Annotated in this window: 26 protein-coding genes; 12 read left to right on the top strand and 14 right to left on the bottom strand. The window is 70.3% G+C overall.

Annotated features, from left to right (window positions below; all coding sequences use genetic code 11):
- Window positions 1-5: 5 nt before the first annotated feature.
- Window positions 6-830 carry a GNAT family N-acetyltransferase gene (locus ACWPN5_RS01130; RefSeq protein ID WP_145682927.1) on the bottom strand — a complete coding sequence of 275 codons (825 nt, stop codon included), beginning with the start codon at window positions 828-830 and terminating at the stop codon, window positions 6-8.
- A 321-nt stretch (window positions 831-1,151) separates the two neighbouring features.
- Entirely contained in the window at window positions 1,152-1,568 is a 417-nt protein-coding gene (locus ACWPN5_RS01125; RefSeq protein ID WP_014238866.1) for a Ros/MucR family transcriptional regulator, read from the bottom strand.
- Window positions 1,569-1,623: 55 nt separating this feature from the next.
- Here ACWPN5_RS01125 and ACWPN5_RS01120 point away from each other — a divergent pair, with 55 nt between their 5' ends.
- Entirely contained in the window at window positions 1,624-1,914 is a 291-nt protein-coding gene (locus tag ACWPN5_RS01120; RefSeq protein WP_014238868.1) for a sulfurtransferase TusA family protein, read from the top strand.
- A 3-nt stretch (window positions 1,915-1,917) separates the two neighbouring features.
- Here the strand turns inward: ACWPN5_RS01120 and ACWPN5_RS01115 are convergent, their stop codons facing one another.
- Window positions 1,918-2,430 (bottom strand): GNAT family N-acetyltransferase, encoded by a 513-nt coding sequence (locus ACWPN5_RS01115; RefSeq protein ID WP_492293780.1) that lies wholly within the window; start codon window positions 2,428-2,430, stop codon window positions 1,918-1,920.
- Window positions 2,427-3,113, bottom strand: a complete 687-nt coding sequence (tsaB, locus tag ACWPN5_RS01110; protein WP_145682923.1) for a tRNA (adenosine(37)-N6)-threonylcarbamoyltransferase complex dimerization subunit type 1 TsaB — start codon at window positions 3,111-3,113, stop codon at window positions 2,427-2,429. Before tsaB ends, ACWPN5_RS01115 begins: the two co-directional genes overlap by 4 nt.
- A 101-nt stretch (window positions 3,114-3,214) precedes the next feature.
- Between tsaB and ddpX the strand changes: the two genes are divergently transcribed.
- Window positions 3,215-3,766, top strand: coding sequence for a D-alanyl-D-alanine dipeptidase (gene ddpX / locus ACWPN5_RS01105; RefSeq protein WP_145682921.1), 552 nt, complete (start codon window positions 3,215-3,217; stop codon window positions 3,764-3,766).
- A gap of 217 nt (window positions 3,767-3,983) precedes the next feature.
- Window positions 3,984-5,039: a polysaccharide deacetylase family protein gene (locus ACWPN5_RS01100; protein WP_200477425.1), complete on the top strand. Its 1,056-nt coding sequence runs from the start codon at window positions 3,984-3,986 to the stop codon at window positions 5,037-5,039.
- Between the two features lie 101 nt (window positions 5,040-5,140).
- Here ACWPN5_RS01100 and ACWPN5_RS01095 read toward each other — a convergent pair whose 3' ends face one another.
- Window positions 5,141-5,695 (bottom strand): NifU family protein, encoded by a 555-nt coding sequence (locus ACWPN5_RS01095; protein WP_014238873.1) that lies wholly within the window; start codon window positions 5,693-5,695, stop codon window positions 5,141-5,143.
- A gap of 108 nt (window positions 5,696-5,803) precedes the next feature.
- On the opposite strand from ACWPN5_RS01095, the gene ACWPN5_RS01090 reads away from it, so the two are divergent.
- Both ACWPN5_RS01090 and ACWPN5_RS01085 read left to right on the top strand, forming a co-directional pair.
- Entirely contained in the window at window positions 5,804-7,072 is a 1,269-nt protein-coding gene (locus tag ACWPN5_RS01090) for an adenylate/guanylate cyclase domain-containing protein (RefSeq protein ID WP_145682917.1), read from the top strand.
- A 30-nt stretch (window positions 7,073-7,102) separates the two neighbouring features.
- Window positions 7,103-8,569, top strand: coding sequence for a fused MFS/spermidine synthase (locus ACWPN5_RS01085; RefSeq protein WP_492293776.1), 1,467 nt, complete (start codon window positions 7,103-7,105; stop codon window positions 8,567-8,569).
- 4 nt (window positions 8,570-8,573) lie between these two features.
- On the opposite strand, the gene ACWPN5_RS01080 is transcribed toward ACWPN5_RS01085, so the two are convergent.
- The 4 genes from ACWPN5_RS01080 to ACWPN5_RS01065 form a co-directional block, all read right to left on the bottom strand.
- Window positions 8,574-9,104, bottom strand: coding sequence for a universal stress protein (locus ACWPN5_RS01080; RefSeq protein WP_492293774.1), 531 nt, complete (start codon window positions 9,102-9,104; stop codon window positions 8,574-8,576).
- Between the two features lie 3 nt (window positions 9,105-9,107).
- On the bottom strand, window positions 9,108-9,887 hold the full coding sequence (locus tag ACWPN5_RS01075) for a TIGR02186 family protein (protein WP_492293772.1): 780 nt from the start codon (window positions 9,885-9,887) through the stop codon (window positions 9,108-9,110).
- Window positions 9,884-10,801, bottom strand: coding sequence for a sulfite exporter TauE/SafE family protein (locus ACWPN5_RS01070; RefSeq protein WP_145675987.1), 918 nt, complete (start codon window positions 10,799-10,801; stop codon window positions 9,884-9,886). Before ACWPN5_RS01070 ends, ACWPN5_RS01075 begins: the two co-directional genes overlap by 4 nt.
- 63 nt (window positions 10,802-10,864) lie before the next feature.
- The gene (locus tag ACWPN5_RS01065) at window positions 10,865-11,863 is read right to left on the bottom strand and encodes an adenosine kinase (protein ID WP_200479792.1); all 999 of its coding nucleotides are present in this window, start codon (window positions 11,861-11,863) and stop codon (window positions 10,865-10,867) included.
- 187 nt (window positions 11,864-12,050) lie between these two features.
- On the opposite strand from ACWPN5_RS01065, the gene ACWPN5_RS01060 reads away from it, so the two are divergent.
- Complete coding sequence (locus tag ACWPN5_RS01060; protein ID WP_145682906.1) at window positions 12,051-12,743, top strand: EI24 domain-containing protein; 693 nt, start codon at window positions 12,051-12,053, stop codon at window positions 12,741-12,743.
- Between the two features lie 193 nt (window positions 12,744-12,936).
- Entirely contained in the window at window positions 12,937-13,761 is an 825-nt protein-coding gene (locus ACWPN5_RS01055) for a bactofilin family protein (protein ID WP_492293769.1), read from the top strand.
- 111 nt (window positions 13,762-13,872) lie between these two features.
- Here the strand turns inward: ACWPN5_RS01055 and nth are convergent, their stop codons facing one another.
- Window positions 13,873-14,532, bottom strand: coding sequence for an endonuclease III (gene nth, locus ACWPN5_RS01050; protein WP_200479181.1), 660 nt, complete (start codon window positions 14,530-14,532; stop codon window positions 13,873-13,875).
- Window positions 14,533-14,608: 76 nt separating this feature from the next.
- Between nth and ACWPN5_RS01045 the strand changes: the two genes are divergently transcribed.
- Both ACWPN5_RS01045 and ACWPN5_RS01040 read left to right on the top strand, forming a co-directional pair.
- Complete coding sequence (locus ACWPN5_RS01045) at window positions 14,609-15,145, top strand: DUF2244 domain-containing protein (RefSeq protein WP_492293767.1); 537 nt, start codon at window positions 14,609-14,611, stop codon at window positions 15,143-15,145.
- An 88-nt stretch (window positions 15,146-15,233) separates the two neighbouring features.
- Entirely contained in the window at window positions 15,234-16,121 is an 888-nt protein-coding gene (locus tag ACWPN5_RS01040) for a methylated-DNA--[protein]-cysteine S-methyltransferase (protein ID WP_145682898.1), read from the top strand.
- An 18-nt stretch (window positions 16,122-16,139) separates the two neighbouring features.
- Here ACWPN5_RS01040 and dapB read toward each other — a convergent pair whose 3' ends face one another.
- Entirely contained in the window at window positions 16,140-16,937 is a 798-nt protein-coding gene (gene dapB / locus ACWPN5_RS01035; protein WP_492293765.1) for a 4-hydroxy-tetrahydrodipicolinate reductase, read from the bottom strand.
- Between the two features lie 71 nt (window positions 16,938-17,008).
- Window positions 17,009-17,986, bottom strand: a complete 978-nt coding sequence (znuA, locus tag ACWPN5_RS01030; protein ID WP_492293763.1) for a zinc ABC transporter substrate-binding protein ZnuA — start codon at window positions 17,984-17,986, stop codon at window positions 17,009-17,011.
- 89 nt (window positions 17,987-18,075) lie between these two features.
- Here znuA and ACWPN5_RS01025 point away from each other — a divergent pair, with 89 nt between their 5' ends.
- Both ACWPN5_RS01025 and znuB read left to right on the top strand, forming a co-directional pair.
- Entirely contained in the window at window positions 18,076-18,879 is an 804-nt protein-coding gene (locus ACWPN5_RS01025; RefSeq protein ID WP_492293761.1) for an ATP-binding cassette domain-containing protein, read from the top strand.
- Between the two features lie 14 nt (window positions 18,880-18,893).
- A complete protein-coding gene (gene znuB, locus ACWPN5_RS01020) occupies window positions 18,894-19,682 on the top strand; it encodes a zinc ABC transporter permease subunit ZnuB (protein ID WP_200479187.1) in 789 nt (262 codons plus the stop codon).
- 3 nt (window positions 19,683-19,685) lie between these two features.
- Here the strand turns inward: znuB and ACWPN5_RS01015 are convergent, their stop codons facing one another.
- On the bottom strand, window positions 19,686-20,570 hold the full coding sequence (locus ACWPN5_RS01015) for a LysR family transcriptional regulator ArgP (RefSeq protein ID WP_492293759.1): 885 nt from the start codon (window positions 20,568-20,570) through the stop codon (window positions 19,686-19,688).
- Window positions 20,571-20,667: 97 nt separating this feature from the next.
- Here ACWPN5_RS01015 and ACWPN5_RS01010 point away from each other — a divergent pair, with 97 nt between their 5' ends.
- Entirely contained in the window at window positions 20,668-21,267 is a 600-nt protein-coding gene (locus ACWPN5_RS01010) for a LysE/ArgO family amino acid transporter (protein WP_145682891.1), read from the top strand.
- Window positions 21,268-21,317: 50 nt separating this feature from the next.
- Here the strand turns inward: ACWPN5_RS01010 and ACWPN5_RS01005 are convergent, their stop codons facing one another.
- Window positions 21,318-22,631 (bottom strand): methyl-accepting chemotaxis protein, encoded by a 1,314-nt coding sequence (locus ACWPN5_RS01005; RefSeq protein WP_145682889.1) that lies wholly within the window; start codon window positions 22,629-22,631, stop codon window positions 21,318-21,320.
- Window positions 22,632-22,768 lie beyond the last annotated feature (137 nt).

Genomic DNA, 22,768 nt, shown 5'->3' with positions numbered 1-22,768 from the left:
GCGGATCACGCGATCTGGGCGTCGCGGCTGCGCCGCTCGTAGTGCTTGGAATACTTGTTGGTGATCAGGTCGGTCTTCACCACGATCGACACGTCGGTGGTGTTGAACTGGTGATCGATCACCGCGCCGGCGCCGATGAAGCCTCCCAGCCGCAGATAGCCCTTGATCAGCGGCGGCAGAACGGACAGCGCGCGCTTCGGATCGATCTGGTCGCGGGGCATCAGGTCCATGCCGACACAGCGTTCCGGCAGGGCCACCGGGCGCAGCTCCTCCGGGGCCAGATGGAAGTGATGCAGGTAGGCGAGCGGCTCGGCCATCGCCACCGGGTCGGTGCCCGGCAGGCTGGCGCAGCCGAACATCACCGCGATGTCGTGGTGGAAGACATAGGCCGCGATGCCGCGCCACAGCAGCTGCATGCTGCTGCCGCGCGTGCGGTAGGCCGCGTCGACGCAGGACCGCCCCAGCTCCAGGATCTCCCCCGGATAGCTGAGCAGCCGCCCGATGTCGTACTCGTCGCTGGAATAGAAGCGGCCGGCCTTGGCCGCCGCCGGGCGGCGGATCAGCCGGTAGGTGCCGACCACGGAGTCCGGGCCGTCGCCGCGGGCGTGGTCGATGACCAGAAGATGATCGCAGAGGGTGTCGAAATCGTCGAAGTCGCGATGGCGCGCGGCCATGTCCGGCGACGGCACCGCCGACATCTCCTCGTAGAAGACGCGGTAGCGCAACGCCTGCGCCCAATCGATCTCGGCGGCGCTTTCGGCCAGCCGCACTTCGAGGGAGCCCATGCGCAGATCCGAAGAGCTGCCCTGGTCCGTGCCTGTATCAGCCATACTCGACGCTTCGCTGGCGTTGTTCGGGTCGCGGCAACCGCCGGTTCTCCATCCGGAGCCCGGTCGGGCACGGAACAGGGATAACACGAATGGCCGGTTGCCGGTCAACCGCGACGTGACGATCCCGCCCCCGGCATGCCCGGACTCCGGGCAAGCCACAAGGTCCGGCCCCGGCGAACGGGGACGGCGGCAAGACGGGACGGCAGGGATCACGCGGGAAGGAAAAAGCGGTCACATCCGGGCGAAGGGGTTCCGGGGCGGACCGGACCGAACAGCGGCGGTCCGCCGGACACCAACGCACAAGCTTGATGGACCTGGACCTCAGGCCGCGCCGCGGCGGGCGCGGGTGCCGAGACCGATCTGCTTGGCCAGCGAGCTGCGCTGGCGGGCGTAGTTCGGGGCGACCATCGGATAGTCGGCCGGCAGGCCCCAGCGGTCGCGGTATTCCTCCGGCGACATGTCGTAGGCCGTCTTCAGATGGCGCTTCAGCATCTTCAGCTTCTTGCCATCCTCCAGGCATACAATGTAGTCGGGAGTGACGGACTTCTTGATGGGCACCGCGGGCTGCGGACGCTCCTCAGTCGCAACCGGCTCGGTCCCGACATTCGCGAGTGACTTGTACACCTGCTCAATCAGCGTCGGAAGATCGCCGAGAGCGACTGTATTGTTCGAGACATGCGCCGCCACGATCTCCGTGGTCAGAGACAACAGCGCGTTGGAAGGGTTACCATTGCTCATGTAAGCTTGCTCCGCAGCTTGGCATTCCTCTCCATATAAAGAGGTTTGTGGCCGCGTGCAATATCCATCCTTTGCTCTTAAAGAGGAAGCAGTGTACGAAAAAAAATCTCCGGATTTGTTTTTGGACATCACCAGCGAGGTGTGCCCGTTAACCTTCGTCAAGACCAAGTTGTCGGTGGAGCGCATGGCGGCCGGGCAGACGCTTGAAGTCCGGCTGAACGCTGGCGAACCCTTGGAGAATGTACCCCGATCCTTAGCCGAACTGGGTCACTCCATTCTCGCCGTGACGCCCGAAAATCCGGATGAGCCGGACGGGGTGCACCGCCTGTGGATTCAGAAAGGTTAAGATTTATTCGTCGGTGTACGAATACCGCAACACCAGGGCGGCAACCCTTCCGTCCACCCTGCGGTAATAGCCGGGACGACGGCCCACGGCAAAGAAGCCACAAGATTTATACAGGGATTGCGCCATACCATTGTCTTCGGCGACTTCAAGGAACAGCGCCGTGGCGCCCAGCGCCCGCGCGCCGTCCAAAGCCGCCACCACCAGCCGCCGCCCGGTCCCCTGCCCCCGCGCGTCGTCCCGGACGCCGACGGCGATGATCTCGCCATCGTCGGCGGCAACCCGCGCGAGCAGGAAGCCGACCGGATCGTCGCCCTCCACGCCCTCCCGCAAGGCCAGAGCGGCGAAGAAGCCGGGCTGGCCGATCAGGCTGGCGACCGCCTCGCTGCCCCAGGGATCGTCGGGAAAGCACCCCTGTTGCAGGGCCGCGATCACCGCGGCGTCGGCAAGGCCGGCGGTCTGAAGCCGCACCGGATGAGACGCCGGGGAACGGAACGTCTCGGGCGGGGCCGCCGTCATGCCGTCTTCCGCGGCAGGGAGACGTCGGGCGGACGCAGATAGAAGGGCTGGGCCGGCAGTCCGACCTCGCGCCGGGCGCCCAGCGCGGCGACCACGGCGGCGTCGGGCGTGCCCGGCCCGGCGGCGAAGGCGGTGTCGGCACGCCCCTCCAGAAGCGGGCGCAGCGCCGCCGCCCCGTCCCCGGCGACCAGCAACGGCATGGCACCGGCTTCACCGGCGAGCAGCCCGTCGAGCCAACCCGGCACCGCGGCGGGCTCCAGCATCGCCGGCTCGCCGAACGGCGTCAGGTCCGGGTGGAACAGCTGCAGGAACGGCTCGCTGCGTCGGGAGTCCACGGCGACCAGGACGGTCCGGCCGTCCCGCTCCGCCTCCGGCAGGCCGTGGGCGATCGCGTCGAAGCTGGTGACCCCGACCACCGGCAGCCCGGCGGCAACCGCGAAGCCGCGCGCCGCGGCCAGCGCGATGCGCAGGCCGGTGAAGGCGCCGGGCCCGACGGTCACGGCGATGCGGTCGAGCGCGTCGAAGGCGCAGCCGGCTTCCGCCAGCGCGGCCTGCGCCAACGGCACCAGCGCCTCCGCCTGCCCGCGGGCCATCGGCTCGCGCCGTTGCACCGTGACGGCGCCATCGTCCCACAGCGCGGCCGAACAGCCGGAGGTCGCCGTGTCCAGTCCCAGAACTCTCATCGCCTCACACGCGTCGTCAGGTCCGCCATCTTCAAAGCCCCACTTCAAGCCTGGGTCAAGAGCGTGATAGACAGCCCCGACCTTCCCTGACGGCATGGATCATGCTCACACCCATCGCACCACCGGACTTCGACGTCGACATCGACCTGCTGTACGCCACGCCGGACAACCTGACCGGGGCGCCGATCTACCGGCACCCGCATTGCCTGCTGCACCCCGACGCGGCGGCGGCGCTGCGCGCGGCGATCCGGCTGGCGCGCGGCATCGGCTGCCGGTTGCGGCTGTACGATGCCTTCCGCCCGGTCGAGGCGCAATGGGCCTTGTGGCGGGCGCTGCCCGATCCCTCCTACATCGCCGACCCGTCGGGCGGCTCCACCCATTCGCGCGGCGTTGCGGTGGACCTGACGCTGGCCGACGGCTCCGGGCGCCCGCTGGACATGGGCACCGGCTTCGACGACATGACCGAACAGTCCCACCATGGCCGCACCGACCTGACCACGGAGCAGCAGCGCAACCGCGCCGCCCTTCTCGGCGTCATGACGGCGGCGGGCTGGCGGCATTACAGCTTCGAGTGGTGGCACTACCAGCTGCCGGACGAGCAGCGCTACCCCCTGCTGACCGACGCCGCGCTCGGCGGCGTGATGATGGGGTGATGGCCCACGACCCCGGTCGCGGGCGCCATCCCCGCGGCCGGGCGCCATAAGGCCCAATGTCACAGGGGTTGTTGCAAGGCTGCATCACGAAGGCGCTCGAAGCGCATCGTGCGTGTTGCGGACTTGTTCCCGGCGCCATCCCTGTGCCACACCAGCCGTGGCGCAGCCTGGGCTCCGGTCCGGCCGCGCGACCGTTCCGGACCCACGACAGGCCGCCATGCCGTTCCGCCGCGCCGCCACCCTCTTCGCCGTGGCCGCCGCCTGGGCCTTCCAGGCCCTGGCGGGAAGCCCCGGCGTTGCGGCGCCCGCCGTTGCTGGAGACGGAACCACGAACACCGCCGTCGTCTTCGCCTACGACCGCTTCGGCGAGGACCAGACTCCGTCCATCAGCATCCGTATCGACCAGTTCGAAGCCCATCTGGACGAGCTTCAGGACGGCGACTACCAGGTCCTGCCCCTGCCCCGCATCCTGGAGGCGCTGCGCAGCGGCGCGCCGCTGCCCGACCGGACGGTGGCGATCACCATCGACGAGGCCAGCCGTTCCGCCTTCCGCGAGGCATGGCCCCGGCTGAAGGCGGCGGGTCTTCCCTTCACCCTGTTCGTGGCGACCGACGCCGTCGACCGCGGGTCGCCCGCCCACATGACCTGGGCGGAGGTGCGGCAGCTCGCCGCCGCCGGGGTCACGCTCGGCGGGCTCGGCGCCTCCACCCAGTCGCTGGTGTCCCGCCCCGCCGAGGAGGTGAAGGCGGAGCTGCGCCGCATGGCCGACCGGCTGCAGGCGGAGACCGGCCAGCGCCCCACCCTGTTCGCCTACCCGCAGGGCGAGGTGTCGTCGGCGCTGCGGACCATCGTGACGGAGCAGGGCTTCGCCGCCGCCTTCGGCCAGCAGTCCGGCGTCCTGCACCCGCAGGCCGACCGGGCGACCCTGCCGCGTTTCGTGATGAACGAAAGTTTCGGCAGCGTGGACCGCTTCCGGCTGGCCGCCAACGCGCTGCCGCTGCCGGTGACCGACCTGACGCCCGACGACCCGCTGCTGACCGTCAACCCGCCGTCGATCGGCTTCACCGTGTCGGACGAGATCGGCGACATCGCGCGGCTGGCCTGCTTCGCCGCCGGCCAGGGCCGGACGGCGCTGGAGCGCGTGACGGAGGACCGGGTGGAGGTGCGCATCCGCGATCCCTTCCCGCCGGGCCGCACGCGCGTGAACTGCACCCTGCCGGGTCCCGAAGGACGGTGGCGCTGGCTGGGCATGCAGTTCGTCGTTCCGGAATAAAACGGCCGGAATAAAACGGCCGGAATAAAACGGCCGGAGCAAGCGGAGAGACACGCCGGCGGGCGCGGCCTGTGCCGGCCACGCCCGTCCGGTGGATGCCGTCAGCGGACGGCGCGGACCTCGACCACCTCGGGGATGTAGTGGCGCAGCATGTTCTCGATGCCGGCCTTCAGCGTGGCGGTGGAGCTGGGGCAGCCGGAGCAGGCTCCCTTCATCTCCAGATACACCACGCCCTCCTCGAAGCCGTAGAAGGTGATGTCGCCGCCGTCCTGGGCCACCGCCGGGCGCACGCGGGTGTCCAGCAGCTCCTTGATCTGGGTGACGATCTCGTCGTCGTCCGCGCTGGCGGCGTGGCCGTCGCCGGCCGCCTCTTCCAGAAGCACCGGCCGGTTGGCGGTGAAATGCTCCATGATGACGCCGAGGATCGACGGCTTCAGCAGGAACCACTCCTTGTCGCCGGCCTTGGTGATGGTCACGAAGTCGGCGCCCAGGAACACGCCCTGGACCCCGTCGATCTCGAACAGCCGCTGGGCCAGCGGCGAAGCGGCGGCGCCGTCGCGGGACGGGAAGTCCGCGGTGCCGCGTCCGAGCACGTCACGCCCCGGCAGGAACTTGAGAGTCGCCGGGTTGGGCGTCTGCTCGGTCTGAATGAACATGGTGATATCCTCCATCGGCGCCGAACAACACTGGCGGCGTAGGCGAAACTTGGGCAGAATCCGCCGACAGATCAAGCATCGCATCTTTATGGTTATCGATCCGTGAGCATGGCACCGCCCGCGGCCACCGCACCGGCCGTTCCCGCGGCCATCCCTGGGGGCCCCTCCATCGACGACGCCGCGCGGGAGGTCGTCGAATGGCTGCTGCTGGAAGGCCGGCACGCGCCCGGCTTCGAGCCGATGATGGACCGCTTCTGCCGGCGCCTGATGGCCTCCGGCGTGCCGCTGCTGCGCGCCGTCTGCGCCCTGCCCCTGCTGCACCCGCAGATCCGCACCATCGCCTTTTTCTGGCGCCGCAACGCCGAACAGGTGGAGACCACCACCCGCGCCCACGGCACCGAGACCAGCACCGAATACCTGACCAGCCCCTTCGCCACCCTGATCGAGGACGGCGCCGATGGCCTGCGCTACCGGCTGGAGCAGATGGAGCCGCCCTACCCGTACCCGGTCTTCGCCGAGCTGAAAGCGCAGGGGGCGACCGACTACGTCGCCATGGCCGTGCTGTTCGCCGGGGGGCGGCGCAACGTGCTGAGCTTCACCACCGACCGGCCCGGCGGCTTCTCCACCGCCGATCTGGCGCTGGTCGACGCGGTGCTGCCGGCGCTGGGCGCGGTGCTGGAGACGCTGGCGCTGCGGCGGCTGGCGACGACCGTGCTGGACACCTATGTCGGCCACCGCACCGGCGCGCGCATCCTGTCGGGCGACATCCGCCGCGGCACCGGCGCCAACGTCCGCGCCGTGCTGTGGTACTGCGACCTGCGCGGCTTCACCTCTCTGGCCGACCGGCTGCCGCGCGAGGAGCTGATCGCCCTGCTGAACGGCTATTTCGAGATCATGGGCGGCGCCGTGGAAAGCCGCGGCGGCGAGATCATGAAGTTCATCGGTGACGCCATGCTGGCCATCTTCCCGCTGGAGGAGAGCGACCCGACCGGCGCCGCCGCCTGCACCAAGGCGTTGGACGCCGCGGAGGAGGCGCTGACCGACATGGCCGCCCGCAACGCCGAACGCTCCGCCTGGGGCCAGCCCACCCTGCGCTGCGGCATCGCGCTCCACATGGGCGAGGTCATGTACGGAAACATCGGCTCCGCCAACCGGCTGGACTTCACCGTCATCGGCCCGGCGGTCAATCTGGTCAGCCGGATCGAGGGGCTGTGCAGCCGGCTGGAGCGCAACGTCCTGACCTCCGCCGAGGTGGCCGAGGCCTGCGCCAGCCGCCTCGTCTCGGTCGGCTGGCATCCGGTGAAGGGGCTGAACGACCCGATCGAGGTCTATGGGCTGAAGGAGAAGACAGGGACCAATGACGGGACCGATGAATAGGGCGCTGCCACGAACCCGCGGTCGCCGGCCTTGAGCGGTCGCGACCCCTCCCCTGCCCGCCCGTCCCTCCGTCCCGTCGCGCTGGCCGCCGCCGCGTTTTCGGCGGGCTGGTCGCTGATGATGATGGAGATCCTCGGCGGAAGGCTGATGGCGCCGCATTTCGGCTATTCGGTCTATCAGTGGGGCGCCGTCATCGGCGTGGTGATGACCTTCATGGCCGCCGGCTACTGGACCGGCGGGCAGCTCGGCGACGGGCCGAAGGCGGTGCCGGCCTTGCGCGCCGCCCTGCTGGCCGGGGTCGCCGCGGCGGCGCTGACGCCCTGGCTGGGCAAGCCGATGCTGGCCGACGCCGCGGGCCGCTTCAACGCGGTCGAGGGGTCGGTCGTCGGGGCGGCGCTGATCCTCGGCCTGCCGTCCTTCGCGCTGGCCATGGTGTCGCCGCTCTGCGCGGGCCTGAGCAGCCTGACCGGTGCGGCGGCGGCGGGGCGGATCTATGCGGTCGGCACGCTGGGCAGCATCGGCGGCACCTTCTTCGCCTCCTTCTACGCGATCCCGCAGGTCGGGGTGTCGGCGGGCTACGCCCTGGCGGTGGTCCTGCCGGCGCTCGCCTGCCTGTTCGTTCCGGGTGGGAAACGGGTGGCCGCCGCCGCGGCCCTGGCGGTTCCCCTGGCCTGGGCCGCCGGCCATGGCGAGGGGCAGGGCTTCGCCCTCTACCGCGAGACGCCGCACAACACGATCATGGTGCAGGAGGACGCCGAGCAGATCCGCCTGCACTTGAACGTGGCCTGGGCCACCCAGTCGCGGCTGCGCAAGGACGGCGGGCCGACCGGTCTGTATTACGACCTGTTCGCCGCCGTTCCGGCCTTGGGCAATGGCACGCGCGTCCTGGTGCTGGGGCTGGCCGGTGGAGCCGCCGCCAAGGAGATCCTCGACAGCTGGCCCGGCGCCGACATCCTGGGGGTGGAGCTGGACCCCGCGGTGGTCGATGTGGCGCGCGAGAGGTTCGGCCTGCGGCCCGAGGTGCGCGTCGCCGTGGAGGACGCCCGCCGCCACGTCGAGCGGTCGCCGGAGCAGCACGACGTGGTGATCGTCGATCTCTATTCGACCGCCCTGATCCCCTTCTTCACGGCGACCCGGGAGTTCTTCGCGGCGGTGGAGCGGCGGGTGGCGCCGGGCGGCGTGCTGGTCATGAACGTCGCCTCCCCCATGGACCGCGACGCCCTGGTCGGGCCGCTGGCGGCGACGCAGGGCGCGGTCTTCCCGTCGGTGTACGTCGCCGATGCCGGACGCGGGAATTACCTGCTGATCGCCACGAAGGAGGCCCGTACGCTCGAGGATCTGAGCGTACGCCTGCGCGCCGCTCCGCCGGGTGCGACGTACGCGGCCTCGCGCATCCTGGAGACGCTGGCCCCCGCCACGCTGGAGGGCCATCCCGTGCTGACCGATGATCGGTCCGACATCGACCAGCGCAGCCTCACCGCGCTTTACGGGCGTTGACGCTTTACGTAATGGCGTCCAGCGCATCGATGCCGATGCCGCCCGGCACGATGGTCAGCGGAATGCGCATCTTGGCGAGGCCGCGGTTGGTGAAGTAGGAGATCAGCGGTCCCGGCCCTTCCGGATCGATACCGGCGGCCAGCACGAGGATGGAGATGCTCGGCTCCTCGTCGATCAGGGCCAGCACCTCGTCACGGCGGTTGCCCTCGCGTACGTACAGGGCCGGCAGGGTGCCGGTCAGGCGGTTGACGTCGCGCGCCAGCTTCTGCAGCTTCTGCTCCGCCTCCGCGCGCTGCTCCTCGCGCATCAGGTTTTCCAGGGCCAGCCACTGCTGCACCTCGCCCGGCTCGATGACGTAGAGCAGCGCCACCTTGCCCCCCGACTTGCGGGCGCGCAGGCAGGCGTAGCGCAGGGCGAGCTGAAGCTCCGGGCTCTCGTCCACCACGACCAGGAAGATGCGGACCGGCGGTTTGGCCGTGGCGTCCGGGGTGACGTCCGCCCCGGCGTTCGGATCGGTCGCAATCGGATCGGACATGGGTCACACCCTCCGGAAGATGGCGCCGGCCAGCCAGCCGGCGGCGATGGCGCCAATCACCGCGGCAACACCGTAAATCATCGGCTGGTTGCGCGCAAAGTCGTAGATTTCCGCGCTGAAGCCGACCTTGGACACCACCAGCGGCGTGGTCTGGGCGCTGACCACCTCGCCGTCGCGGATCAGCAGCGCCTCCACATTGTACAGCCCCGTCGGCACGTTGGCCGGGAAATAGATGTTGGTCCGGAACAGCCGCTCGCCGAGGAAGGCCACCTGCCCCAGCGTGATGCCGTAGAGCCCGGCCCGCTGCTTGTTGCGGATCAGGGCGGAGCGGAACAGGGCGAGCTGGTCCGGGGCCAGCTGCTCGCGCGGGCCGAGCTGGAGGTTCGGCAGGCCGATCTGGTGGCGCTCCAGCACCGGGCGGCCCACGAACTGGTCCAGCGGGCGGTTCGTCGCGACCATGTAATAGCCGGGCACCTGCTCGAACCGCACGCTGCGCGCGTTGATCCAGATGCCGGCGATGCGCTCTTTGCGGCGCACCGTGACCGGGGTGCGCGGGCCGGTCACCACGATGGCGACGTCGCCCGCCCCGTCGGTGGTGCCGAACAGCACGACCTCCGTCCCGGTGAAGCCGGTGGTGATGGCGATCAGGTGGCTCGACAGGTCGGCGACGAGCTGCTGCGCCCACACCATGGAGGCCAGGAACCCCCCCGCCAGAAGCCCCACCAGCCCGCCGACGACCCGGACGGACCACAGCCGCCCGGCGCCCCTGCCGACAGCGCTCACGACATCCTCGTCGAGATGGTGAAGACGTCGTTGGGTTCGACCACCAGATCGAAGGCGAGCTTCAGCGCCACCGCGACGACCAGCGAGGCCAGCAGAAGGCGCGCCTGCTCGCCGCGCAGCCGGCCGCCGGCCTTGGTGCCGAACTGCGCGCCGATCACCCCGCCGATCAGCAGCAGAAGCGCCAGCATCACGTCCACCGTCTGGTTGGTCGCCGCCTGGAGCAGCGTCGCCATGGCCGTGGTGAAGATGATCTGGAACAGCGAGGTGCCGGCCACCAGCCCGGTCGGCATGTTCAGCAGATAGATCATCGCCGGCACCAGCATGAAGCCGCCGCCGATGCCCATGATCGCCACCAGCATTCCGCCGATCGCCCCGATCCCGGCCGGCAGCAGGGCGGAGATGTAGAGCTTGGAGCGCTGGAAGCGCATCTTCAGCGGCAGGCCGTGCAGCCACATGTGGCGGTGCAGCTTGCCCCGCTTGGCGGTGGGGGCGCGGCGGCGGATCAGCGCGCGGCTGGCCTCCACCATCATCATGGTGCCGATGGTGCCGAGGAAGAAGACGTAGGACAGCGTGATCGCCGCGTCGATCTGGCCGATCCGCTGCAACAGGGAGAAGATCCAGACGCCGACCACCGTGCCGACCATGCCGCCCAGCAGCATGACGACGCCCAGCTTGACGTCCACGTTGCCGCGGCGCCAGTGGGCGAGCACGCCCGACACGCTGGCGGCGACGAGCTGGTTGGCCTGGGTGCCCACCGCGATGGCGGGCGGAACGCCGATGAAGATCAGCAGCGGCGTCATCAGGAAGCCGCCGCCCACCCCGAACATGCCGGACAGGAAGCCGACGAGCCCCCCCATGCCGAGCACGAGCAGGGCGTTGACCGACATCTCGGCGATCGGCAGATACACTTGCATGGGGGCAAAGCCGGCGGACGGGAAGGTCCGCCAGCTTATACCGTACAGGCGCTGTTACGGCAATTAGGCCGGAACGCCCGCGTCCTTCAGCAGATCGGCCAGCACGACCTCCGGACGGGGGCCGACGTGGCTGATGATCTCCGCGGCGGCCAGCGCGCCGATGCGGCCGCACACCGCCGGGGCCATGCCGCGGGTAAAGCCGTAGAGGAAGCCGGCGGCGTAGAGGTCGCCGGCCCCCGTGGTGTCGACCACGCGGGCGACCGGGGACGCGGGAACCTCGACCACCTCCCCGCCGGAGACGATGACGGCCCCCTTCTCGCTGCGCGTCAGGGCGGCGGTCTTGCCGAGGCGCTTCACCGCCTCCAGCGCGTCCTCGAAGCGGTCGGTCTTGTAGAGGGCGGTGATCTCATGCTCGTTGGCGAACAGGATGTCGACATGGCCCTCGACGAGGTCCAGGAACTCCGCGTGGTGGCGGTGGACGCAGAAGCTGTCGGACAGCGAGAGCGACACCTTGCGCCCGGCGCCGTGGGCGGTCGCGGCGGCCTTGCGGAAGGCCTCCTTGGCGCGGGGCGGGTCCCACAGATAGCCTTCCAGGTAGGTGACCTGCGAGTTGACGATCAGCGCCTCGTCGATGTCCTCCGGCCCCAGCTCCACGCAGGCGCCGAGGAAGGTGTTCATGGAGCGCTGGGCGTCCGGCGTCACCAGGATCAGGCAGCGCGCCGTCGGGGCGCCGCCATGGCCGGCCGCCGTCTCGAAATGCACGCCGGCGGCGCGGATGTCGTGGCGGAAGACCTGGCCGAGCTGGTCGCCGTGGACCTTGCCGATGTAGGCGCCTTTGCCGCCCAGCGAGGCGATGCCGGCCATGGTGTTGCCGGCGGAGCCGCCCGACACCTCGATGCCCGGGCCCATGCGGCCGTACAGCTCCTCGGCGCGGGCGGCGTCGATCAGCGTCATCGCGCCCTTCTCGATGCCGTTGGCCGTGAGAAAGGCGTCGTCGGCATGGGCAATCACGTCGACGATGGCGTTGCCGACGCCGGTGACGTCGAATTCGGCCGTGGCCATGGGCGCTCCTTGGAAACTTTGGGAAAAGGCGGGGAAAGACGGTGTCGGAACCGTGGAGGAAAACCGGGCGCGAGTATAGCCGCCCGCCTCCACATCTCAAGCGCGGCGCAAGGCCCCCTGGAATGGAACGGCCCGCCGTCGTAGATAAGCGTCGCCTGACCGCAACGGCCCCATCGAGAGAGTCCGTATGATCCGCGCCCTGCTTCTCGCCATTGGACAGCTTTCCGACCCGGCGTCCCGCCGCGTCGTGTGGATCGGCGTGCTGTCCGCCATCCTGGCCTTCGCCCTGCTGGCCGGGGCGGTGTGGTGGGCGCTGTTCCACACGGCGCTGACCGGCTACGCCTGGGTCGACGGGGTGCTGGACGTGCTGGGCGGGCTGGCGGTCCTGCTGCTGGCCTGGGTGCTGTTTCCCGCCACGGTCGGCATGGTGTCCAGCTTCTTCCTCGACGAGGTGGTGCAGGCGGTGGAGCGGCGCCATTATCCCCAGTTGCCGCCGCCCCGCCAGACCGGCCTTGGCGAAGAACTGCTGACCGCGCTGCGCTTTTTCGCCATCGTCCTGCTCGTCAATCTGTTCGCCCTGCCCCTGTATCTGATGGTGCCGGGGTTGAACCTGCTGATCTTCTACACCGCCAACGGCTATCTTCTCGGCCGCGAATACTTCGAGATGGTGGCGATCCGGCGGATGGGCCGGAAGGAGGCGGGGTTTCTGCGGCGTTCCAGCCCGTTGAAACCATTTTTGGCTGGCGCCGTAATTGCCTTTCTTTCGACAATTCCTTTCGTCAACCTGCTGGTGCCGGTGATCGCGAGCGCCTTCATGGTCCACATCTACCACTCCATGACGGGGTCCATGACGGGCCTTCCCCGCCGGGAAGGGCCGTGACGGACCGTCCTGCGGCGCGGCCCCGACCGTGCACCAAAGCCCACTTGCGGCCGGCCGGATGACCGTGTTACCCCGGCGGGGTGGTCTTTTGGCTGCCGTCGATCGGGCCCGGTTCATGCGAAACCGCCTCCGATGACCCGACCTCGACGACCTGCCAACCTTCACGACCTGACTGACCTGGGGATCAACGTTCATGCTGTTCGGACGAAAGAATCCGCCCGTCGGTGCGCCGAAGACCCAAAGCGCCGACCCGGCCACCCTGGCCGCACCGCAGGCGGGCGCCGCCGAACCCGCGGCGGCGGTGTCGCCGCTCGCCTCCCTGAGCAACCCGTCCGCGGCGAATCCGCCGGCCGGCCCCGCCCCGGCCGGCCGCACGCCGCAACCCGAGCCGTTTTCCTCCAAGGGACCCGAGATGAACACGAGCACCCCGAAGCCGCCGGCCGGCGCCCCGATCCCCGGTTCGAGCTACAAGCCGACGGACATTCCGCGCCGCACCGTCGACCTGCCGGGTGCCGCGCCGCGCCGTCCCGAGGGGTATGGTGCCCCGGCCGCCGCGGCCCCCGCCCCGGTCGCTCCGGTGCCGGCAGCCCCGCTGGCCGCCCCGCTGGCCAGCGACCAGCGCCGCCTGATCGTCGGCCGCGACATCTCCCTGAACGGTGAGATCGGGTCCTGCGACGTGCTGGTGGTGGAAGGCACGGTGGAGGCCAAGCTGCGCGACGGCCGGTCCATCGAGATCGCCGAGACCGGCCTGTTCAAGGGCGCCGTGGAGATCGACGAAGCCGACATCGGTGGCCGCTTCGAGGGCGACATCATCGTGCGCGGTCGCCTGACCGTGCGCTCCACCGGCAAGATCAACGGCTCGATCAAGTACGGCGAGCTGGCGGTCGAGGCCGGCGCCCTGCTGAACGGCGAGATCGGCAAATACACCCCGGCGGCCAAGCCGGCCGCGGCCCCCGCCGCCCCGGCGGAAGCGGCCCCGGCCCCGGCCGCACTCGACCCCATCGTGGTGGACGGCTAAACGCCGTTAAACGCGGTTTCACGAGCAAGCCCGGCGGGGATCACCCCTCGCCGGGCTTTTTCTTTTTCCAGTTATCGCCGCCGTTTCACGGGAAACATCACAGCTTGCCGCTCACACCACGGCGGCCGGCAGCACCTTGTCCTTGAAGCCGCACAGGTCGCTGACCGGGCAGACGAGGCAGTCGGGTTTGCGGGCCTTGCAGACGTAGCGGCCGTGCAGGATCAGCCAGTGGTGGGCGTGCCGGCGGTAGGCCTTGGGGACCACCTTCAGCAGCTTCGCCTCCACCGCGTCGGGCGTCTTGCCGGGGGCAAGGCCGGTTCGGTTGCCGACACGGAAGATGTGGGTGTCCACCGCGATGGTCTCCTCGCCGAAGGCGACGTTCAGCACCACGTTGGCGGTCTTGCGCCCGACGCCGGGCAGGGTTTCCAGCGCCTCGCGGTCGCGCGGCACCTCACCGCCATACTGGGCGACCAGGATTTCCGACAGCCGGATGACGTTCTTGGCCTTGGTGTTGAAGAGGCCGATGGTCTTGATGTAGCCGCGCAGCCGCTCCTCCCCCAGATCCACCATCTGCTGCGGCGTGGTGACGATCTGGAACAGCGGGCCGGTGGCCTTGTTGACGCCGACATCGGTGGCCTGCGCCGACAGGACGACGGCGACCAGCAGGGTGTAGGGATTGATGTATTCCAGCTCGCTCTTCGGCTCCGGGTTGGCGGCGCTGAGGCGGCGGAAGAATTCCTGGACGGCGGCGGGCTTCATGGCGCGCAGCATAGCGGGACCCCGGCGGTTCTTGCAAACACGCCGGGTGGAAGGCGCGCCCGATGTGGACTAGTTTGTGTGCATGACCATGGCCCGTCATACCCCATCCCCGGCCCCAACCCCGGCCCTGACTCCGGCGCCGCGCGTCTTCTTCGACGCGATCCTGCACCCGCACCGCAGCCTGGGGCGGCACGGATACCGCGTTCTGATGGGGGTGGTGATCCTCGTCAACCTGCTGATCGCCGGGATTTTCGCGGCCAACGGGGCGTGGCCGGTGGTGCCCTTCTGCGGGCTGGACGTGGTGATTCTCTGGCTGGCCTTCCGCGTCAACAACCGCGCCGCCCAACTGTACGAGCGGGTGCGCCTGACCGAAACCGACCTGACCGTCCAGCGCGTCGCCCGGAACAAGCCGGAGCGTCGCTGGAGCCTCCAGCCCAACTGGCTGCGCGTCACCCTGGACGGCCCGCCCCGGCACGGCGGCCGGGTGACCCTCACCTCGCACGGCCAGTCGGTGGCCGTCGGCGCCTTCCTGACGCCGGACGAGCGGGCGGACTTCGCCCAGGCGCTGCGCGGCGCGCTGGCCCTGTGGCGCCGCGCGCCCTGCCATCCCGAACCGGTGCCCTGACCACCGAAGGAATGCGCAAGAAACGGGTTGGTCGGCCCGCTCCGGCGGCGCATCCTGCGCCGGACATGGAGCCTGGGAGAGAACCGCCATGCCCTGCCTGAATCCTGCTGAAGACCCCGTTGACGCGCGGCGCCACCGCGCCATCGCCGCCGCCATCCGCCATCTCGTGGACCATTGGCAGGACCAGCCGGGGCTGGACGAGCTGGCCACGGTCGCCGGCATGAGCCCCTTCCATTTCCAGCGGCTGTTCACCCAATGGGCAGGGATCAGCCCGAAGCGCTTCCTGCAGTTCCTGACGCTGGACAACGCCAAGCGGCTGCTCGCCGCGAACCAGAGCGTCCTGGACGTGGCGCTGGACGTCGGCCTGTCCGGCCCGTCACGGCTGCACGACCTGTTCGTCGCCTGCGAGGCGATGACGCCGGGCGAGTACAAGGCGCTGGGCGGCGGGCTGACCATCCGCTGGGGCCTGCACCCCACCCCCTTCGGCCCGTCGCTGGTCGCCGCCACCGAGCGCGGCGTCTGCTGGCTGAGCTTCGCCGAGGAGGAGGACGGGCGCGACGCGCTGGCCGAGATGGCCGCCGCGTGGCCGGCCGCCCGCTTGGTGGAGGACGCCGACGCCACCCGCCCGGTCGCCGCCCGCGCCTTCCGCTGGGACGGTTCCGCCGGACGCGAGCCGCTGCGCCTGCTGATGAAGGGCACCAATTTCCAGATCAAGGTGTGGGAGGCGCTGCTGCGCATCCCCTCCGGCGCCGTCGTGTCCTACGAGGACGTGGCCCGCGCCATCGGCCAGCCGACCGCCATGCGGGCGGTGGGGGCGGCGGTGGGGCGCAACCCGGTCTGCGTGCTGATCCCCTGCCACCGGGTGATCCAGAAATCGGGAATCATCCACAACTACCGCTATGGCATTCCCCGCAAGCGCGCCCTGCTCGCCTGGGAGCAGGGGCACGCCATGCCGGAGGACGAGGCCGCGGCTTAGTGGCCGCGGCCTGACCGGTCAGAGGCCCAGCACGTCCTTCATGCTGTAGAGGCCGGGTTGCTTGTCGTTGGCCCACAGCGCGGCGCGGACGGCGCCCTTGGCGTAGACCTGGCGGCCCGACGCCTTGTGGGTCAGCTCGACCCGCTCGCCCTCGGCGGCGAAGACCACCGTGTGGTCGCCGATCACGTCGCCGCCGCGCAGCGTGGCGAAGCCGATCTCGCCGCGCGGGCGGACGCCGGTGTGGCCGTCGCGGACCTTCTGCCAGACATCCTCCAGCGCCACCCCGCGCCCCGCCGCCGCCGCCCGGCCGAGGCCGAGCGCGGTGCCCGAGGGGGCGTCCACCTTGTTGCGGTGGTGCATCTCCAGGATGTCGATGTCGTAGTCGTCGCCCAGCGCCCGGCCGACCTGCTCGACCAGCGCCAGCAGCAGGTTGACGCCCAGCGACATGTTCGGCGACTGGACGATGGGCGTGTGGGTCGCCGCCTGGGCGATGGGCTCCTGCTGGGCCGGGCCGATGCCGGTCGTGCCGATGACCAGCACCGTCTGAGACTGGGCGGCCAGCGCGGCGTGGCGGACGCTGGCCTCGGGGCTGGTGAAGTCGATCACCGCGTCGGCCTCGGCGAACAGCGCCGCCGCGTCGTCGATGGCGGTGACGCCCAGCGGTTCAAGACCGGCGAGGACGCCGATGTCCTTGCCGAGCGCCGGGCCGCCCACCCGCTCCGTGCCGCCGGCCAGCGTGCAGCCCGGCGTGGCGGCGATCTCGCGCACCAGCATCTGCCCCATGCGCCCCGCGCACCCGACGACCCCGATCTTCATGCCTGCCTCCCTGGGAGAATTCCGACACGGGTCTAGCACAGCCGGGGGCAAGGCTTAAGCGCCGAGACGCCTCAGGACCCCAGGCAATCCTTCAGCGAGGCGGCGATGTTGCGCATCAGCGCGGGGTAGAGGCCGGGGCCGTCCTTCAAGTCCGCCCCTTCGGGGTCGAGCACGCCCTTCTTCGCCGGGGTGCCCTCGACGATGGTGTTGACCAGGGCCGGTTCGAACTGCGGTTCGGCGAAGACGCAGGCGGCGCCGAGGCCGCCGATCTTGGCGCGGATCTCCGACAGCCGCTTGGCCGAGGGGCGGCGTTCCGGGTTGACGGTGATCGCGCCGACGCCGTTCAGGCCGTACTGCGCCTCGAAATACTGGTAGGCGTCGTGGAAGACGACGAAGGGCTTGCCGGCCACCGGGGCCAGCGCCGCCTTCAGCTCCGCGTCCAGCGCGTCAATGGAACGGGCGGTGCGTTCGGCGTTGGCCGTGTAGGCGGCGGCGTTGGCCGGGTCCTTGGCCGACAGAGCCTCGGCGATCGCCGCCACCATGGCGCGGGCGTTGGCGGGGGAGAGCCAGATGTGGGTGTTCACCTCGTCATGGTCGTGTTCGTCCTCATGGGCGTGCTTGTCGTCGTGCTTATGGTCGTGCCCGTGATCGTGCTTGTGCCCATGGTCGTGGGCCTCCCAGGCGCCGCCTTCGCGGGCGTCGAGCAGGGTGACACCCGGCGCCTCCAGCAGCGTGACGGAGGTGGCCTCCTTGGCGTTCGCCGTCACCGGCTTTTCGAGGAAGCCCTCCAGCTCCGGCCCGATCCAGAAGACGAGGTCGGCGGCGGCCAGCGCCTTCGCGTCCGACGGCTTCATGGCGTAGGTGTGGGGAGACGCCGCACCGCGCACGATCAGCGCCGGCTCCGCCACACCCTCCATCACCGCGGCGACCAGGGAATGGACCGGCTTGATCGAGGCGACGACCTTCGGCGCCTCGGCCAGCGCCGGGCCGGCAGCGGCGAGGGTTGCGGCGAGGGCAAGGAGCGGCAGGGGACGCATCGCGGCGCGCATGGGTGGGTTCCTCATCGTCTGACTGGACAGCCGGGTCTTTCCGGCGCATAGCTGTCTTCGTTTCCAGCAATGTCACGTTATAACATAACATGTCAATCGATCATGGGGCCCATCACGCGGCCTCCCGCGCGGCGCGTTCGCCGATTCCGGCCCTGGCCCCTCCCCTGGTCGACACCAAGGGCCTGACGGTGCGGCTGGGCGGGCGGACGATCCTCGACCGCGTGGATTTGGAGGTGCGGCCCGGCGAGATCGTCACGCTGATCGGCCCCAACGGTGCCGGCAAGACGACGCTGGTGCGCGCCGTGCTGGGCCTCGTCCGCGCCTCCTCCGGGGTGGTGGAGCGCCGCCGGGGCCTGCGCATCGGCTACATGCCGCAGCGCCTGACCGTCGACGCGACCCTGCCGCTGACCGTCCGCCGCTTCCTGGCGCTGTGGCGCCCGGTGACCGAGGCCCGCATCACCGCGGCACTGGAGGAAGCCGGCGTCTCCCACCTCGCCGCCAGCCCGGTCCAGACCGTCTCCGGCGGCGAGATGCAGCGGGTGCTGCTGGCCCGCGCTCTGCTCGGCGATCCAGAGCTTCTCGTGCTCGACGAGCCCGACCAGGCGGTGGACGTCCATGGGCAGGCGGAGCTGTTCGGGCGCATCGAGACGCTGCGCCGCACCCGCGGCTGCGGCGTGCTGCTGGTCAGCCACGACCTGCACACGGTGATGGCCCGCACCGACCGCGTGCTCTGCCTGAACGGCCATGTTCTGCTGCCAGGGCGCGCCGGAGGACGTGCGGCGCCACCCGGAATACCGCGCCCTGTTCGGCGGCCACGCCGACGCGCTGGCCGTCTATGTCCATCACCACGACCACGCGCACGCCAGCGACGGCGCCGTGGTACCCGGCCATGACGGGGACTGCTGCCATGGATGATTTCGTTCTGCGCGCGCTGGCCGCCGGCTGCGGCATCGCGCTGGTCGCCGGCCCGCTGGGGTCCTTCGTGGTGTGGCGGCGCATGGCCTATTTCGGCGACACGCTGGCCCATTCCGCCCTGCTGGGGGTGGCGCTGGGCTTCCTGCTGGGCGTCAACCCGCTGATCGGGGTGGTCGGGGTCTGCGTCGCGCTGGCGCTGGCGCTGGTCGGGCTGCAGCGGCGCCGCGCGCTGGCCACGGACACCGTGCTGGGCATCCTGTCGCATTCGTCGCTGTCGCTGGGCCTCGTCGCCATCGCCTTCCTGGAGACGCTGCGCGTCGATCTGGTCGCCTATCTGTTCGGCGACATCCTGAGCGTCACCACCGCCGATCTGGCCTGGATCTACACCGGCGGAGCGGCGGCGCTGGGCGGGCTGCTGCTGCTGTGGCGGCGGCTGCTGGCGGTGACGGTGGACGAGGATCTGGCGCGGGTCGAGGGCATGCCGGTGGAGGCGCTGCGGCTGGCCTTCATGCTGCTGATCGCGCTGGTCATCGCGGCGGCGATGAAGATCGTCGGCATCCTGCTGATCACCTCGCTCCTCATCATCCCGGCGGCGGCGGCCCGCCGCTTCTCCCGCACGCCGGAGGCGATGGCCGCCCTGGCCTCGGTCTTCGGGATCGCCGCGGTGCTGGGCGGCCTGCTCTCCTCGCTGAACTGGGACCTGCCGGGCGGGCCGAGCATCGTGGTCGCCGCTGCCGCCCTCTTCCTGGCGAGCATGATGGTGCCGACCGTTAACCGGTAAGCGTCAGACTTGTGTCAACTGGGCGCGCGCCGTCGTCAACACCGAGCGCGTGATGTCGGCCAGGGTGCGGCTGGCGATGCGGCTGCGCTGCCAGAACAGCGGCACGTCGAGCGGCTGGTCCGGCACCAGCGCCACCAGCCGCCCGTCGCGCAGGGCGTCGGCGACCAGCGGCTCCGGATTCATCCCCCAGCCGAGCCCGGCCAGCGCCGCGTCGACGAAGGCGTGGGTGGAGGGCATCCAGTGGGTCGGCGAGGCGATCTCCACCCCGAAGGCCTGCCGGGTCCACTGCGTCTGCAGCCGGTCCTTGCTGTTGTAGGTCAAGCGCGGCGCGCGGGCCAGCGCCGCCGCCTCCACCCCATCGGGGAAATGCCGGCGCAGGAAGTCCGGGCTGGCCGTCGCCACGTAGCGCAAGGCACCCAGCGGGGTGCTGTCGCAGCCCTGCACCGGCTGGGCGCTCGCCGTCACCGCCGCCAGAACCTCGCCCCGGCGCAGCCAGTCGGCGCTGTGCTCCTGGTCGTCCAGCACGAGGTCGAACAGCACGTCCGGCGTCCCGGCCATCGCGGCGACGAACCAGGTGGCGAGGCTGTCGGCGTTGACCGCCATGCGCACCGTCACCGCCGGCCCGTCCTGCGGCAGGCCGGGGAGCCCGTCGCGCAGCTCGCTTTCCAGCAGGGCCACCCGCTCCGCGTGCTGGCTCAGCCGCAGGCCGGCGGGGGTGCCGGTGCAGGGCGATCCGCGCACCACCAGGATCGTCCCCATCCGTTCCTCCAGCAGCTTCACCCGCTGGGATACGGCGGAGGGGGTGACGTGGAGCTGCGTCGCCGCCCGCTCGAAACTGCCGGTGCGGACCACCGCGGCCAGCGCGGCGAGCAGGGCGTAGTCCAGCATGGGATTAGCGTTCCTTAATCAGGATAAGGGACTTTAGTTATTCTAATCCGGACGGCGGTGGTAGGGGAACGGCCTCGTTTCACCCCGTGAGGCTGCCATGCTCTCCGCCTTCCTTCCCGGCCTTCTGCTGGGTCTCAGCCTGATCGTCGCCATCGGCGCGCAGAACGCCTTCGTGCTGCGCCAGGGCCTGCGCGGGGAGCATGTGCTGGCCGTCTGCGCGACCTGCGCGGTGTCGGACGCCCTGCTGATCCTGGCCGGGGTCGGCGGCTTCGCCCAGGCCGCCCAATGGCTGCCCTGGCTGGAGACGGCGACCCGCTACGCCGGAGCGGCCTTCCTGCTGGTCTACGGGCTGCGCAGCTTCCGCTCGGCCTTCCGGGCGGGCGGCGCGCTGGACCCGGCCTCGGCGGTTCCGGCGGGGCTTGGCGCAACGCTGGCGACCTGCCTGGCGCTGACCTGGCTGAATCCGCACGTCTATCTGGACACGGTGGTGCTGGTCGGGTCGGTGTCGACCCAGTTCGCCGAGGGCAAACACGCCTTCGCGCTGGGGGCGATGACCGCCTCCCTCCTGTTCTTCTTCGCGCTGGGCTACGGCGCCCGCCTGCTGCGGCCCGTCTTCGCCCGGCCCGGCGCGTGGCGGGCGCTCGACACCAGCATCGGCGTCGTCATGTGCGCGATCGCGGCGAGTCTGGTGGCCTGAGCAATGGAGGACCGGCGCGGAGATCCCCCTTCCCCGCGCCGGTCCGGTCGTCAGGACGCCTTCAGCGCCTGCAGGAAGGTCTCGACCTGATGCTTCAGGCTGTCGGACTGGCCGGACAGGTCGGAGGAGGAGCGGATGACGAGGGTGGAGGCCTGCGCCGTCTCGTTCGCCGCCACGCTGACCGCTTCGATGCTGCGGGCGATCTCGTCGGTGCCGCGGGCGGCCTGGGCGACGTTGTTGGAAATCTCCTGCGTCGCCGCCGCCTGCTCCTGCACGGCGGAGGCGATGGTGGTGGAGATTTCGTTGATCGACCGGATCGTCTCGCCGATGCCCTGGATGGCGCCGATCGTCTGGTTGGTCGCCGCCTGGATGCCGGCGATCTGGGCGGAGATGTCCTCGGTCGCCTTGGCCGTCTGGTTGGCGAGGCTCTTCACCTCGCTCGCCACCACGGCGAAGCCCTTGCCCGCCTCGCCGGCCCGCGCCGCCTCGATGGTCGCGTTGAGCGCCAGCAGGTTGGTCTGGCCGGCGATGCCCTGGATCAGCTTCACCACGTCGCCGATGAGCTGCGCCGACTGGGCGAGGCTGTCGGCGGTGCCGCCGATCTGCTCGGTGCGCGACACCGCCTCGCGGGCGATGGCGACCGACCGCTCGACCTGCTGGCCGATTTCCCCGATGGAGGCGGAGAGCTGCTCCGCCGCGGCGGCGACCGCCTGGACGTTGGACGCCGCCTGGGCGGTGGCGGCAGCGGCCTCCGCGCTCTGGCGGGTCGACCGTTCCGACAGGGCACCGAGCTGGCGCGACACGCCCTGCATGTCGGTCGAGCTGCCGGACACCGCCTGCACCACGCTCCTGACCTTCACGTCGAAGTCGGCGGCGAGGGAGCCGGCGCGCTGGCGCATCTCCTCCTCCTCCTGGACGTCGATCAGCGAGCCGCAGGCGCGTAGCGCCACGCCGGCCGCGTTGCGCCGGCAGCCGCCGATGGCGCGGAACCAGCGGTAGGAACCATCGCGCATCTTGACGCGGTAGCGCACGTTGAAGGGCGTGCGGCCGCTGGCGTCGGCCAGGAAGGCGCCGAAGGCGGCGAAGGTCGGGGCGCTGTCGTCCGGGTGGAGACGGTCCGACCAGGAGGTCATCAGGTTCGGGAAATCCTGCTCGCCCTCGAAGCCGAGCAGGCGGCGGAACTGCCCGGACCAGGTCCAGCGGCTCTGCGGGTGCGCCGGGTCGCCGTTGTGGAACACCGCGTCCCACAGTCCCACGCCGGCGTGGTTGCCGTAGAGGTCGAGCGCTTCGGTCAGCTCGGCCAGTTCAGCGCCGCGCCCGTTGCCGCCCTTGGACCCACCCCGGAAAAATCCCATCAGACTCATGGACTTGCCCCTCCCCCTCACACAACGTTCTCTACAACTTCCAGACGATTCCCATGACCGAACTGATTGGTCGGCCTGATTTCGTATACGGACGATATGTGAATTTAGATTTCATTTTGGTAAAAACGTTTTCCATC

It is taken from the genome of Azospirillum sp. UENF 211521 (assembly GCF_058780535.1).
Note: the sequence above shows the minus strand (reverse complement) of the source record. Positions and strands in the feature narration are given on the sequence as shown.

What these genes read in the sequence shown, in the direction of transcription:
- ACWPN5_RS01130 (WP_145682927.1), bottom strand. Translation starts at nt 830, where the DNA reads ATGGCTGATACAGGCACGGACCAGGGCAGCTCTTCGGATCTGCGCATG.
- ACWPN5_RS01125 (WP_014238866.1), bottom strand. Translation starts at nt 1,568, where the DNA reads ATGAGCAATGGTAACCCTTCCAACGCGCTGTTGTCTCTGACCACGGAG.
- ACWPN5_RS01115 (WP_492293780.1), bottom strand. Translation starts at nt 2,430, where the DNA reads ATGACGGCGGCCCCGCCCGAGACGTTCCGTTCCCCGGCGTCTCATCCG.
- tsaB (WP_145682923.1), bottom strand. Translation starts at nt 3,113, where the DNA reads ATGAGAGTTCTGGGACTGGACACGGCGACCTCCGGCTGTTCGGCCGCG.
- ddpX (WP_145682921.1), top strand. Translation starts at nt 3,215, where the DNA reads ATGCTCACACCCATCGCACCACCGGACTTCGACGTCGACATCGACCTG.
- ACWPN5_RS01100 (WP_200477425.1), top strand. Translation starts at nt 3,984, where the DNA reads ATGCCGTTCCGCCGCGCCGCCACCCTCTTCGCCGTGGCCGCCGCCTGG.
- ACWPN5_RS01095 (WP_014238873.1), bottom strand. Translation starts at nt 5,695, where the DNA reads ATGTTCATTCAGACCGAGCAGACGCCCAACCCGGCGACTCTCAAGTTC.
- ACWPN5_RS01090 (WP_145682917.1), top strand. Translation starts at nt 5,804, where the DNA reads ATGGCACCGCCCGCGGCCACCGCACCGGCCGTTCCCGCGGCCATCCCT.
- ACWPN5_RS01080 (WP_492293774.1), bottom strand. Translation starts at nt 9,104, where the DNA reads ATGTCCGATCCGATTGCGACCGATCCGAACGCCGGGGCGGACGTCACC.
- ACWPN5_RS01070 (WP_145675987.1), bottom strand. Translation starts at nt 10,801, where the DNA reads ATGCAAGTGTATCTGCCGATCGCCGAGATGTCGGTCAACGCCCTGCTC.
- ACWPN5_RS01065 (WP_200479792.1), bottom strand. Translation starts at nt 11,863, where the DNA reads ATGGCCACGGCCGAATTCGACGTCACCGGCGTCGGCAACGCCATCGTC.
- ACWPN5_RS01060 (WP_145682906.1), top strand. Translation starts at nt 12,051, where the DNA reads ATGATCCGCGCCCTGCTTCTCGCCATTGGACAGCTTTCCGACCCGGCG.
- ACWPN5_RS01055 (WP_492293769.1), top strand. Translation starts at nt 12,937, where the DNA reads ATGCTGTTCGGACGAAAGAATCCGCCCGTCGGTGCGCCGAAGACCCAA.
- nth (WP_200479181.1), bottom strand. Translation starts at nt 14,532, where the DNA reads ATGCTGCGCGCCATGAAGCCCGCCGCCGTCCAGGAATTCTTCCGCCGC.
- ACWPN5_RS01045 (WP_492293767.1), top strand. Translation starts at nt 14,609, where the DNA reads ATGGCCCGTCATACCCCATCCCCGGCCCCAACCCCGGCCCTGACTCCG.
- ACWPN5_RS01040 (WP_145682898.1), top strand. Translation starts at nt 15,234, where the DNA reads ATGCCCTGCCTGAATCCTGCTGAAGACCCCGTTGACGCGCGGCGCCAC.
- dapB (WP_492293765.1), bottom strand. Translation starts at nt 16,937, where the DNA reads ATGAAGATCGGGGTCGTCGGGTGCGCGGGGCGCATGGGGCAGATGCTG.
- znuA (WP_492293763.1), bottom strand. Translation starts at nt 17,986, where the DNA reads ATGCGCGCCGCGATGCGTCCCCTGCCGCTCCTTGCCCTCGCCGCAACC.
- ACWPN5_RS01025 (WP_492293761.1), top strand. Translation starts at nt 18,076, where the DNA reads ATGTCAATCGATCATGGGGCCCATCACGCGGCCTCCCGCGCGGCGCGT.
- znuB (WP_200479187.1), top strand. Translation starts at nt 18,894, where the DNA reads ATGGATGATTTCGTTCTGCGCGCGCTGGCCGCCGGCTGCGGCATCGCG.
- ACWPN5_RS01015 (WP_492293759.1), bottom strand. Translation starts at nt 20,570, where the DNA reads ATGCTGGACTACGCCCTGCTCGCCGCGCTGGCCGCGGTGGTCCGCACC.
- ACWPN5_RS01010 (WP_145682891.1), top strand. Translation starts at nt 20,668, where the DNA reads ATGCTCTCCGCCTTCCTTCCCGGCCTTCTGCTGGGTCTCAGCCTGATC.
- ACWPN5_RS01005 (WP_145682889.1), bottom strand. Translation starts at nt 22,631, where the DNA reads ATGAGTCTGATGGGATTTTTCCGGGGTGGGTCCAAGGGCGGCAACGGG.